The 12741-nt window shown below is 46.7% G+C and carries 6 protein-coding genes, 16 tRNA genes and 2 rRNA genes; all 24 read left to right on the top strand.

Annotated features, from left to right (window positions below; all coding sequences use genetic code 11):
* Positions 1-137: 137 nt before the first annotated feature.
* The 24 genes from P8596_RS07035 (at position 138) to P8596_RS07150 (ending at position 12723) form a co-directional block, all read left to right on the top strand.
* A 23S ribosomal RNA gene (locus P8596_RS07035) occupies positions 138-3073 on the top strand.
* 298 nt (positions 3074-3371) lie between these two features.
* Positions 3372-3488 (top strand): 5S ribosomal RNA (rrf, locus tag P8596_RS07040).
* Between the two features lie 7 nt (positions 3489-3495).
* Positions 3496-3570 (top strand) — tRNA-Asn (locus P8596_RS07045).
* 6 nt (positions 3571-3576) lie between these two features.
* Positions 3577-3668, top strand: a tRNA-Ser gene (locus tag P8596_RS07050).
* A gap of 15 nt (positions 3669-3683) precedes the next feature.
* Positions 3684-3758, top strand: a tRNA-Glu gene (locus P8596_RS07055).
* 31 nt (positions 3759-3789) lie between these two features.
* A tRNA-Val gene (locus P8596_RS07060) sits at positions 3790-3865 on the top strand.
* Between the two features lie 22 nt (positions 3866-3887).
* Positions 3888-3961: transfer RNA gene (locus P8596_RS07065), tRNA-Met, on the top strand.
* Between the two features lie 10 nt (positions 3962-3971).
* A tRNA-Asp gene (locus P8596_RS07070) sits at positions 3972-4048 on the top strand.
* A gap of 163 nt (positions 4049-4211) precedes the next feature.
* A tRNA-Phe gene (locus P8596_RS07075) sits at positions 4212-4287 on the top strand.
* 14 nt (positions 4288-4301) lie between these two features.
* A tRNA-Thr gene (locus P8596_RS07080) sits at positions 4302-4377 on the top strand.
* 16 nt (positions 4378-4393) lie between these two features.
* Positions 4394-4477 (top strand) — tRNA-Tyr (locus tag P8596_RS07085).
* A gap of 8 nt (positions 4478-4485) precedes the next feature.
* Positions 4486-4559, top strand: a tRNA-Trp gene (locus P8596_RS07090).
* A gap of 11 nt (positions 4560-4570) precedes the next feature.
* Positions 4571-4646: transfer RNA gene (locus tag P8596_RS07095), tRNA-His, on the top strand.
* 39 nt (positions 4647-4685) lie between these two features.
* Positions 4686-4757 (top strand) — tRNA-Gln (locus tag P8596_RS07100).
* A gap of 4 nt (positions 4758-4761) precedes the next feature.
* Positions 4762-4836 (top strand) — tRNA-Gly (locus P8596_RS07105).
* A 7-nt stretch (positions 4837-4843) separates the two neighbouring features.
* A tRNA-Cys gene (locus P8596_RS07110) sits at positions 4844-4917 on the top strand.
* Positions 4918-4925: 8 nt separating this feature from the next.
* A tRNA-Leu gene (locus tag P8596_RS07115) sits at positions 4926-5009 on the top strand.
* A 4-nt stretch (positions 5010-5013) separates the two neighbouring features.
* Positions 5014-5087 (top strand) — tRNA-Gly (locus P8596_RS07120).
* A gap of 307 nt (positions 5088-5394) precedes the next feature.
* Complete coding sequence (locus P8596_RS07125) at positions 5395-6291, top strand: carbohydrate ABC transporter permease (protein ID WP_257474862.1); 897 nt, start codon at positions 5395-5397, stop codon at positions 6289-6291.
* A complete protein-coding gene (locus tag P8596_RS07130; RefSeq protein WP_224520626.1) occupies positions 6291-7118 on the top strand; it encodes a carbohydrate ABC transporter permease in 828 nt (275 codons plus the stop codon). The genes P8596_RS07125 and P8596_RS07130 overlap by 1 nt, the downstream gene beginning before the upstream one ends.
* A gap of 82 nt (positions 7119-7200) precedes the next feature.
* A complete protein-coding gene (locus P8596_RS07135) occupies positions 7201-8478 on the top strand; it encodes an ABC transporter substrate-binding protein (protein ID WP_224520625.1) in 1278 nt (425 codons plus the stop codon).
* Positions 8479-8620: 142 nt separating this feature from the next.
* Positions 8621-10432, top strand: coding sequence for a sensor histidine kinase (locus P8596_RS07140; RefSeq protein WP_279726470.1), 1812 nt, complete (start codon positions 8621-8623; stop codon positions 10430-10432).
* The gene (locus P8596_RS07145) at positions 10413-11981 is read left to right on the top strand and encodes a response regulator transcription factor (RefSeq protein WP_279726471.1); all 1569 of its coding nucleotides are present in this window, start codon (positions 10413-10415) and stop codon (positions 11979-11981) included. The genes P8596_RS07140 and P8596_RS07145 overlap by 20 nt, the downstream gene beginning before the upstream one ends.
* 16 nt (positions 11982-11997) lie before the next feature.
* The gene (locus tag P8596_RS07150; protein WP_279726472.1) at positions 11998-12723 is read left to right on the top strand and encodes a ThuA domain-containing protein; all 726 of its coding nucleotides are present in this window, start codon (positions 11998-12000) and stop codon (positions 12721-12723) included.
* Positions 12724-12741: the final 18 nt, after the last annotated feature.

Below are 12741 nucleotides of genomic sequence, written 5' to 3' on the forward strand. Positions count from 1 at the left end.
ACCATCAAAACATTTTTTATCTCTTACGAGATAAAAGTTGTGTTTGTTCTTTGAAAACTAGATAAAGATAAATTGATAGTCAAGAAATTACCGAGTATCGCCATTTTAGGTTTTAAACCTGATGTAACAACCAATTCGGTTAAGTTATGAAGGGCGCACGGTGGATGCCTTGGCACTAGGAGCCGACGAAGGACGGGACTAACACCGATATGCTTTGGGGAGCTGTAAGTGAGCTTTGATCCAGAGATTTCCGAATGGGGGAACCCATTGTTCGTAATGGAACAATATCCTTACTTGAATACATAGAGTATGGAAGGCAGACCCAGGGAACTGAAACATCTAAGTACCTGGAGGAAGAGAAAGCAATTGCGATTCCCTGAGTAGCGGCGAGCGAAACGGGATATAGCCCAAACCAAGAGGCTTGCCTCTTGGGGTTGTAGGACACTCTATACGGAGTTACAAAGGAATGAAGTAGACGAAGAAGTCTGGAAAGGCTCGTCAAAGAAGGTAACAACCCTGTAGTTGAAACTTCATTCCCTCTTGAGTGGATCCTGAGTACGGCGGGACACGTGAAATCCCGTCGGAAGCTGGGAGGACCATCTCCCAAGGCTAAATACTCCCTAGTGACCGATAGTGAACCAGTACCGTGAGGGAAAGGTGAAAAGCACCCCGGAAGGGGAGTGAAATAGAACCTGAAACCGTGTGCCTACAAGTAGTCAGAGCCCGTTAACGGGTGATGGCGTGCCTTTTGTAGAATGAACCGGCGAGTTACGATCCCATGCAAGGTTAAGTTGATAAGACGGAGCCGCAGCGAAAGCGAGTCTGAATAGGGCGATTTGAGTATGTGGTCGTAGACCCGAAACCAGGTGATCTACCCATGTCCAGGATGAAGTTCAGGTAACACTGAATGGAGGTCCGAACCCACGCACGTTGAAAAGTGCGGGGATGAGGTGTGGGTAGCGGAGAAATTCCAATCGAACTTGGAGATAGCTGGTTCTCTCCGAAATAGCTTTAGGGCTAGCCTCATGTGTAAGAGTCTTGGAGGTAGAGCACTGTTTGGACTAGGGGCCCTCATCGGGTTACCGAATTCAGACAAACTCCGAATGCCAAAGACTTATCCATGGGAGTCAGACTGCGAGTGATAAGATCCGTAGTCGAAAGGGAAACAGCCCAGACCACCAGCTAAGGTCCCAAAGTATACGTTAAGTGGAAAAGGATGTGGAGTTGCTTAGACAACCAGGATGTTGGCTTAGAAGCAGCCACCATTTAAAGAGTGCGTAATAGCTCACTGGTCGAGTGACTCTGCGCCGAAAATGTACCGGGGCTAAACGTATCACCGAAGCTGTGGATTGACACCTCTAGGTGTCAGTGGTAGGAGAGCGTTCTAAGGACTGCGAAGCTAGACCGTAAGGACTGGTGGAGTGCTTAGAAGTGAGAATGCCGGTATGAGTAGCGAAAGATGGGTGAGAATCCCATCCACCGAATGCCTAAGGTTTCCTGAGGAAGGCTCGTCCGCTCAGGGTTAGTCGGGACCTAAGTCGAGGCCGATAGGCGTAGACGATGGACAACAGGTTGATATTCCTGTACCACCTCTTTTCCGTTTGAGCAATGGGGGGACGCAGGAGGATAGGGTAAGCGCACTGCTGGATATGTGCGTCTAAGCAGTTAGGCTGATGATGAGGCAAATCCCATCATCGTGAAGGCTGAGCTGTGATAGCGAGCGAATTATAGTAGCGAAGTTCCTGATTCCACACTGCCAAGAAAAGCCTCTAGCGAGGAAAAAGGTGCCCGTACCGCAAACCGACACAGGTAGGCGAGGAGAGAATCCTAAGGTGAGCGAGAGAACTCTCGTTAAGGAACTCGGCAAAATGACCCCGTAACTTCGGGAGAAGGGGTGCTCTGGTAGGGTGCAAGCCCGAGAGAGCCGCAGTGAATAGGCCCAGGCGACTGTTTAGCAAAAACACAGGTCTCTGCGAAGCCGTAAGGCGAAGTATAGGGGCTGACGCCTGCCCGGTGCTGGAAGGTTAAGAGGAGTGCTTAGCGCAAGCGAAGGTGCGAATCGAAGCCCCAGTAAACGGCGGCCGTAACTATAACGGTCCTAAGGTAGCGAAATTCCTTGTCGGGTAAGTTCCGACCCGCACGAAAGGCGTAACGATCTGGGCACTGTCTCAACGAGAGACTCGGTGAAATTATAGTACCTGTGAAGATGCAGGTTACCCGCGACAGGACGGAAAGACCCCGTGGAGCTTTACTGTAGCCTGATATTGAATTTTGGTACAGCTTGTACAGGATAGGTAGGAGCCTTGGAAACCGGAGCGCCAGCTTCGGTGGAGGCATCGGTGGGATACTACCCTGGCTGTATTGAAATTCTAACCCGCGCCCCTTATCGGGGTGGGAGACAGTGTCAGGTGGGCAGTTTGACTGGGGCGGTCGCCTCCTAAAGAGTAACGGAGGCGCCCAAAGGTTCCCTCAGAATGGTTGGAAATCATTCGCAGAGTGTAAAGGCACAAGGGAGCTTGACTGCGAGACCTACAAGTCGAGCAGGGACGAAAGTCGGGCTTAGTGATCCGGTGGTTCCGCATGGAAGGGCCATCGCTCAACGGATAAAAGCTACCCCGGGGATAACAGGCTTATCTCCCCCAAGAGTCCACATCGACGGGGAGGTTTGGCACCTCGATGTCGGCTCATCGCATCCTGGGGCTGTAGTCGGTCCCAAGGGTTGGGCTGTTCGCCCATTAAAGCGGTACGCGAGCTGGGTTCAGAACGTCGTGAGACAGTTCGGTCCCTATCCGTCGTGGGCGCAGGAAATTTGAGAGGAGCTGTCCTTAGTACGAGAGGACCGGGATGGACGCACCGCTGGTGTACCAGTTGTCTTGCCAAAGGCATCGCTGGGTAGCTATGTGCGGAAGGGATAAGTGCTGAAAGCATCTAAGCATGAAGCCCCCCTCGAGATGAGATTTCCCATCACGTAAGTGAGTAAGATCCCTAGAAGATGACTAGGTAGATAGGTCAGAGATGGAAGCTTGGCGACATGTGGAGTTGACTGATACTAATCGATCGAGGACTTAACCACACTATAAAGCGGAGGCGGCTTGAACAGAGACGACAAGCATTTCTGGGCAATCAGAAGAGGGTGCTCTTTACCCTCAGCTGATTGAACTGAAATGACCTCGAGTCTCTAGCCGCCGGAGCTGGACTGCATTCTACTTTCAATAGTAGATGCAACATTGGTCGATATTCGGCTTTCTTGACATCAATCCTTTATCTAGTTTTGAAGGAATAAAATTTATATGAAAATATAAAAAAATCCTTGAAAAAAATTATCTACACGATATAATAGTACTTGTCCTTAAAAAAGAGACAATACATAGTCTGGTGACAATGGCGAAGAGGTCACACCCGTTCCCATGCCGAACACGGAAGTTAAGCTCTTCAGCGCCGATGGTAGTTGGGGGATCTCCCCCTGTGAGAGTAGGACGTCGCCAGGCATATCGTTCCGCAGTAGCTCAGTGGTAGAGCTATCGGCTGTTAACCGATCGGTCGCAAGTTCGAATCTTGCCTGCGGAGCCAATATATGGAGAGCTGTCCGAGTGGCCGAAGGAGCACGATTGGAAATCGTGTAGACGGTTAACGCTGTCTCAAGGGTTCAAATCCCTTGCTCTCCGCCATTATATTTTCAATAAGGCCCATTGGTCAAGCGGTTAAGACACCGCCCTTTCACGGCGGTAACACGGGTTCGAATCCCGTATGGGTCACCATTTTCTTTCAAAAAGAATTCATTTACATAGTGGAGGATTAGCTCAGCTGGGAGAGCATCTGCCTTACAAGCAGAGGGTCGGCGGTTCGATCCCGTCATCCTCCACCATTTATTTTTTTGTTCATATCGTCGCGGGGTGGAGCAGTTCGGTAGCTCGTCGGGCTCATAACCCGAAGGTCGCAGGTTCAAATCCTGTCCCCGCAATACCATTTTTGGTCCGGTAGTTCAGTTGGTTAGAATGCCTGCCTGTCACGCAGGAGGTCGCGGGTTCGAGTCCCGTCCGGACCGCCATTTTTACTTAGAGTATTGTTTCTTGAAAAGGAAAAGGGTTTCGATAAGCGAGAAGGTCGAGGAAGCGATCGAAGGAACACCGTAGCGTATTTAACATACGTGAGGATGTGACTGAGTGAGCTGACGAAGAGATTCGAAGCTTAGCGGAAGCCGGAAACTATTTGGCTCAGTAGCTCAGTTGGTAGAGCAATGGACTGAAAATCCATGTGTCGGCGGTTCGATTCCGTCCTGAGCCACCATTTATTTACTTGATGCCGGTGTAGCTCAACTGGTAGAGCAACTGACTTGTAATCAGTAGGTTGGGGGTTCAAGTCCTCTTGCCGGCACCAGTCAAGTGATTTAGCTGGAGGGGTAGCGAAGTGGCTAAACGCGGCGGACTGTAAATCCGCTCCTTCGGGTTCGGCAGTTCGAATCTGCCCCCCTCCACCATTTATTTTAGGGGTATAGTTTAACGGTAGAACGAAGGTCTCCAAAACCTTTGGTGTGGGTTCGATTCCTACTACCCCTGCCAATTTTAACATGGCGATTGTGGCGAAGTGGTTAACGCACCTGATTGTGGTTCAGGCATTCGTGGGTTCGATTCCCATCAGTCGCCCCATAAAAGTCACATTTTTATTTCCGTGACATATACTATCAGTGGGCTATAGCCAAGCGGTAAGGCATCGCACTTTGACTGCGACATGCGTTGGTTCGAATCCAGCTAGCCCAGTAGTGCGGAAGTAGTTCAGTGGTAGAACACCACCTTGCCAAGGTGGGGGTCGCGGGTTCGAATCCCGTCTTCCGCTCCAATATTAAGGCGGCATAGCCAAGTGGTAAGGCATGGGTCTGCAAAACCCTGATCACCGGTTCAAATCCGGTTGCCGCCTCCAAATGTAATGCCGGTGTGGCGGAATTGGCAGACGCGCACGACTCAAAATCGTGTTCCTCTGGAGTGCCGGTTCGATCCCGGCCACCGGTACCACATCGCGGGTGTAGTTTAGTGGTAAAACCTCAGCCTTCCAAGCTGATGATGAGGGTTCGATTCCCTTCACCCGCTCCAACTTACATACGACAGACTTTCTCTTTATGAGGAAGTCTTTTTTATTTGTTCAAATCTCAGCATTATTTCAACACCACTTAATGATTTGCAAAACTAACTTTTCACACAAAACTCACAACCTTTTCTTTTACCCATCACCCACCAAAACAAAACCCATCTAGTCAAAATAGTGCACCTTCTTCGTCAATTGAGTTCCCCTTATTAAGAAAGCGCTACCATTATAATAAAAGAAAGCGATTACACAGATAGGGTGGTGATACGGGTGGAACCAAAGATTCAGACTGGACCAGTAAGCCCAGATGTACAAATGAAGGCAGTGACAAAGAAGAAGTTCAAGTATAAGAGCTTGCTGACGTACGCTGCCTTTGTTGGACCGGCACTTTTATTTTTCTTAGTGATTCAGATTCTTCCATTCTTGATGGGTGTGTATTATTCCTTCACCTCATGGAATGGTGTCAGCTCGGTTGTCGAGTGGGTTGGATTCGATAACTACAAAAAGATCTTCACGGATGATAAGACGTTTTTTAATTCATTCATGTTCACTACGAAGTTTATGTTTGCGGCAGTGATCATCAGTAACTTGATAGGATTCGGATTTGCCCTGTTGTTGAATGCCGCGTTGAAGACGCGCAATATCCTGAGGACGGTATTCTTTATCCCCAACGTCATCGGGGGATTGTTACTAGGGTTCATCTGGCAGTTCATCTTTGTTAAAGGATTTGCATCACTTGGGAATATGACGGATATCGGATTCTTTAAGATGCCGTGGCTTGGTGATGAGAAGACGGCTTTCTGGGGGATTGTCATCGTATTTGCCTGGCAGATATCGGGGTATATGATGGTCATTTATGTAGCGGCATTGCAAGGGGTGGACAATTCACTTCTTGAAGCAGCGAAAATGGATGGGGCATCAAATTGGACCCTCCTCACAAAAATCATTATTCCTTTAATATTACCTGCATTCACGATTTGTTTCTTCCTGACGATTTCGATGGCATTTAAAATATTTGATCTTAACATCTCGCTGACAGGCGGTGGGCCATTTAACTCCACGCAATCTGTAGCGATCAATATCTATCAGGAAGCTTTCCAGAATAACCGTTATGGACTTGGGACGGCGAAGTCGATTCTGTTCTTTGTGGTAGTGGCCGTGTTTACGACGGTCCAGGTAATGGTGACGAAGAAGAAGGAGGTTGAGGCGTAATGGGCAATCGCTATACGAAAAGAACATTTGTATTAGAGATCATCGGGATTGTGATCGGGCTCATTTTCCTTATCCCTTTCTACTTCGTACTAGTCAACTCGGTGAAACCATTTGCTGCGATTTTGATTGATGCGGCAGCATGGCCGGAGGAATTTATGTTTTCGAACTACGCAAAAGTGTGGGAAGTCATTAATTTCCCCCGGGCTTTCTGGAACTCATTGATCATCACCGTTTTCAGTAATATTGGCCTAGTGATCATCAGCTCAATGGCGGCGTGGAAAATGGTCCGTACGCCAGGGAAGTTCAGCAAGATCTTATTCGTGATCTTTGTTTCAGCCATGGTGATCCCGTTCCAGACGGTGATGATTCCCTTGATGAAGGTCGGGGGTACACTGGGACTGACAAATAGCATTCCCGGTCTCATTCTCATGTACTTTGGGTTCGGAGTGCCACTTTCCCTGTTCTTATATCACGGATTTGTGAAAACCGTCCCGATTGAAATCGAGGAATCAGCGATGATAGACGGCTGCAGTCAGTTTGGCGTGTTTTGGAGAATCGTCTTCCCATTACTTAAGCCGATAACGGTTACTGTGATTATTTTGAACACATTGTGGATCTGGAATGATTACCTGCTTCCACTCCTTGTGTTACAGGATGCGGAACTGCGTACGATCCCGCTTGCAGCAAGCTCCTTCTTTGCACAGTATACGAAGCAGTGGGATATGGGACTTGCAGCTTTGGTACTTGGGATCACACCGATCATCATCTTCTTCCTGTTTTTGCAGAAGCATATCATCAAAGGAATTGCGTCAGGTTCGATCAAGTAGATATAAAGTTTCTGTCGAGATGGTCTATCATTGATACAGAAATTTATATAAAATATTTTATATCAGGGAGGTCATTCCATTTATGAAGCGTATTTTATTACTATGTATGTCTTTGGTTTTAGTATTTGGAATCATTGCAGGTTGTTCTTCTAAAGACAAAACAAGCAGTTCAGGCGGGGATTCAGGTTCAGGTGATGATGTCGTAACATTGAATTTCTTCCAGTTCAAGGTTGAAATTGCCGATCAGCTTCAAGAAATGATCAAAGAATTCGAAGCGGAGCATCCGAACATTAAAATCAAGCTTGAAACCGTTGGTGGAGGTGCCGATTACGGTGCTGCCCTTAAAGCGAAATTTGCATCAGGTGAAGAGCCGGATATTTTCAACAATGGTGGATTCAAAGAGTTAGAGCTTTGGAAAGAGAAGCTTGCGGATCTTTCTGGTGAACCTTGGGTTGAGCATGTCCTTCCGATCGGGAAAGTTCCGATGACGGATGAGGACGGCAAGCTTTATGGTATGCCAGTTAACTTAGAAGGGTATGGTTTTGTTTACAACAAAGATTTATTCGAAAAAGCAGGTATCACTGAGCCTCCTAAAACGATTGATGAGTTGAAAGACGCTGCGAAGAAGCTCGAGGCGAAGAAAATCACTCCATTCTCAGCTGGTTACGGCGAGTGGTGGGTAATCGGTCAGCATTTACTGAACATTCCTTTTGCACAACAGGAAGATCCGGATGCGTTCATCGCGGGACTTTATGACGGTTCTGAGAAGATTGTAGGGAACGAGAAGTTCAAACAGTTTAAAGAAGTACTGGATACTGAGCTTAAATATGCCAACGATAATCCTTTAACAACGGATTATAATACGCAGGTCACGTTGTTTGCTTCTGGTGAAACGGCGATGCTTCAACAGGGGAACTGGACGGAGAACATGATCACGGAGATCAATCCTGATATCAACATGGGCTTCCTTCCGATTCCGATCAGCAATGACGAGAATGCAGATCGCCTTCCTGTCGGTGTACCGAATAACTGGGTATTGAATAAGAACTCTAAACACCTTGAAGAAGCGAAAACATTCTTGGAGTGGATGGTTTCATCTGAAACAGGTAAGCGTTATATCACAGAAGAATTTGCGTTCATTCCTGCATTTGATAATATCGAGCCGAATGGTCTTGGTGACCTGGGTCAATCCATCCTTGACTACTCTAAGGATGAGAAGACGATTCCTTGGACTTGGTTCAAATGGCCGGATGGAGCGAACAAAGAATTCGCTGCGACCATCCAGGAATATGCAGCCGGAAAAATTGATTATGATACTGTACTTGAGCGATTCCAACAAACGTGGGATAACTTGAAGTAAACAGAATAGTAGAAAGCATGTCTATTGAAGGCATGCTTTCTATTTTATAAGTTTAGTAGGAATATTTCGAAAAAACACTTCCAAGAGCGGGGAATAACACTTTATACTAGTGTATAAGTGAGACCTGGGAGGTCCGTCCCTCATGTTAAAGACAAGCATTCGGAATAAGTTGATTGCGCTGTTGATGATTACGACGATTGTGCCGTTTGGCAGTTCGATCATCATTACATATTTGTATACGAAGGATTCGATTGAGGAGCAGGTGGTGAAGGAAAGCAGTAATCTCCTTTATCAGGGGAAGGTGAACTTGGAGAGCTATATCAATGAGCTCAACGGGTTATCGCTGTCCCTCTATAATAATCCAGATTTCATCAATTTCATGAGGTCACCGGGTAAGGAGAATAACTACCTGACGATCGGCATCGTGAAGAATATTGTGCAAACAATTCTCTACACTGGGGACACAATCAATGGGGTTCGCATCTCCTTTGCCAACGGTGACCGGGTCATTTCAGCAACAAAGCGATCCACCGTTGTGTTCTCCAATAGAATAAAAGATTCACAGTGGGAATACTTCAGAAATGCAGAACGAAGCCCGTACAATATGTACATTGAACCCACCAATAGTCAGGAAGAGGAGAATATTAACCGGTCGAAGGATATCATTACGATTCACAGGGCGTTCCGGAATGTTCCCGGTGACGAGGTGCTGGCGTATATTTCCCTGGACATCTCTCCGGATAAAATCATTGATTTAAGCAGGAACCTCTATAACCCTGATTCTGAGGAATTCTACCTCTTGTCTTCAGAAGGGGAAATGATCTACAGCTCGGATAGTGACGTATCGAATGGTGGAAACAATCAGAAATGGATCAGAAAGATCATGGAGTCAAAGGATGTTTCCGGGACACTTGAGTGGAAGGAAGATAGGTTCAACGGGGTGATGATGTACGATCAGCTTCCAGCTTCTTCGGGAGGATGGTTCCTCGTGAAAAGGGTATCTTATGGCAATCTGTATGAAAGTGCCTTTAGTGTGGCGAAGATCAACATCCTGTTCGGGGTTCTTGGCTTGACCCTCGTTGTGCTTGCGACTCTGTTTGTTTCCTTCAAAATTACATCTCCAATCCGGATACTGCTTTCAAATATCCAGGAGGTGGAAAAAGGGAATATGAAAGTACAGGCGGAATCATTCGGTTTTGATGAAATCGGGATCCTTGGGAATCGATTTCAGCAGATGATCGAGCGGATCAATCATTTGATCAACAGGGAGTATAAGCTGGAACTTGAAAACAAAACGAATCAATTAAAGGTCCTGCAGTCGCAGATCAATCCCCATTTTCTCTACAATGCCCTGCAGTCCATCGGGACAATTGCGCTTAAGAACAGGGTTCCGCAAATATACTCCCTGATCACCCATTTATCTAAAATCATGAGATACGGGATGAATATGGAGGAGGATGTGGTTCCTTTAAGCAAGGAAATCAACTATACGAACGCTTATCTCCTTTTACAAAAGGAGCGGTTTGGCGAAAACCTGGAGTATAGTGTCGAGGTGGACGATGGGGTAAAGGGTGTTCCCGTTCCCAAAATGATCCTGCAGCCCCTCATAGAAAACTACTTCAAGCACGGGTTCGACATCCGTGATGGAGTGGGGAGAATTGATCTGACCTGCTTTCAGGATGGGAAAGAACTGGTGATGGTCGTCCGGGATAATGGAGCAGGGGTGACAGAAGACAGGCTCAGGGAAATAGAAGAGCATTTCAAAGCAGATGCATGGAATAAAACCGGTGATGAAACCAATATAGGGCTGAAGAACGTGTATGTAAGGCTAAAACTTTACTATGACCATCAGGCGGCTCTGCTACTTGAGAATCATGAAGATGGAGGCTTTATGGTCACCATGAGGCTGCCACTCAGAATGGAAGGTGAGGCAAATGAAAGCAATCATCATTGACGACGAAAAGCATGTGCGTGAAGGGTTACTTTTGTTGGCAGAATGGGAAAAGCACGGTATCCATACCATCCTAGAGGCGGAAGATGGGGACGAAGCAATCGAATTGATCACAGAGCACAGGCCCGAGATCATCTTCACGGATATGCGGATGCCGAAGAGGGACGGCATCACCCTGTTAAAATGGCTTCATGCCTCTGATTTGACAAGCAAGACCATCGTTGTGAGCGGATATGATGACTTTGAGTATATGAGAAACGCAATCCATTATAAGAGCTTCGATTACATCCTGAAGCCGATTGAACCGGATGTACTGAATGACACGCTGGATAAAGCGGTATTGGAATGGAATGAGCAGGCCCGGTCAAGAAGGACCCAAGTCGAGGAAAACAGAGTACTCAATGAGGCCAAGCCTCTATACTGGGATCGATTATTCTCCAGTCTTTGCGCGAAGGAGAGCATTACGGCTGAAATGGTGGATAAGGTTGAGAGGGAGTTCGGTGTTTCACTGCCGAAGCTTGAGAAAACGGTTGCGCTCCTGCCGATCAAGCCGATTGTCATGAAATCCTTTCAGGGAGACAGGGACCTCGCCTTTTTCACCCTCATTAATATTTGCAATGAGCTTCTACGAAAGCAAAATGATGGGGTATGCTTCCGGAACAGCCACAAAGAAGAGGAGCTTGTCATTCTCTTCTGGAATGATAAGCGTGTGACCTATCTGCTGGAGGAAATCTACTCAATAATCTATCAATATAGCAAGGTGTTTACGGTCCTCGCTCTCGGGAAGAAGTCAAAAAAGGTGAATGAAGCCTATGAATCCGCCCTTGAAGTATTTTCAAGGCATGCCCTCCTGGATCAGAAGAAACTGGTCACACACCGGGATGTGAAGAGCGGGCACCTCCTTCATTTATTGGATTACTCCAATGAATTGAAATGGGCCATCCGTTCTGGAAGCAGGGAGCAGGTCCAGCACCAGCTGGAAGCGATCTTCTCTCAGTTAGAAAACAGACATACCATCTCCATCGAGCAGCTTAAGGCCTGGGAAGATCAGTTTGAACTGTTGCGTAATAATTGGTTGAAGGAATATGAGATCAAGCGTCAGGAACCTTTCTACCGGGGAACGGATTATTGGAATGAAGACGGATCGTTTTCGTTCCGGAAGTTTAAAGAAGAGAAGACAAAAGAATTTATCGAACTTATTCAGACACTGACAAACGTTAAATATCAGAAGGAAAAAAACAATATGCAGCATATTGAAGAATATCTGCAGCAGCATTATCAGGAGGATATCAACCTTCAGGACATCGCCGACAGGTTTTTCTTAAGCAGGGAATACATTTCCCGTAAGTTTAAGCAGGATTATGGAGCGACCATCACGGATTATATCACCGGTATCAGAATGGAAAAGGCGAAAAAGCTCCTGGAAAACCCGTATTTAAAAATTTACGAAGTGGCCTACGGAGTAGGATACGGGAATGAAAAATATTTCAGTAAGGTGTTCAAGAAGCACACGGGTGTAACACCAAATGAATACCGGCATGCACAAATATAAACTTGGAGGTTTTACAATGGTAAACGTAACCGTATGGAATGAAAATCGACATGAACAAAAGAATCCGAAAGTGAGAGAAGTGTATCCTGAAGGAATTCATGGTGCCATCGCTTCTTTCCTCGGAGAAGCGTCCTACAATGTAAAAACCGCTACATTGGATGAAGGTGATCACGGATTGACGGAAGAAGTGCTTGAAGGTACGGATGTATTGGTCTGGTGGGGCCATATCGCCCATGAAGAAGTGAAGGATGAGGTGGTCGAACGGGTGAAACAGCGGGTCCTCGACGGAATGGGCTTGATCGTCCTTCATTCAGGTCACTTCTCTAAGATTTTCAAAACCTTGATGGGAACATCCTGTGATTTGAAGTGGCGGGAAGCGGATGAAAAGGAACGTATCTGGATTGTGGACCCGAGCCATCCGATCACAGCCGGTTTAGGGGAATATTTTGAGCTTGAAAAAGAAGAAATGTATGGAGAGCATTTTGACATCCCGGCACCGGATCAGCTTGTGATGGTGAGCTGGTTCGAAGGTGGGGAAGTGTTCAGAAGCGGGTGTACATATCAGCGTGGGAACGGAAAAGTATTTTACTTCCGTCCGGGACATGAAACCTATCCGACTTATTACAATGAAAATGTCCAAAAGGTCATCGTCAATGCCGTGAAATGGTCTGCACCGGTGGATCATGCAAGACCTGTATACGGGAATGCAAAGCCGCTCGAAGAGATCAAAGGATCAAACTGAAAATAGAGGAGGAAAAAT

This window comes from Rossellomorea sp. DA94, assembly GCF_029834455.1.
Taxonomy (GTDB): domain Bacteria; phylum Bacillota; class Bacilli; order Bacillales; family Bacillaceae_B; genus Rossellomorea; species Rossellomorea vietnamensis.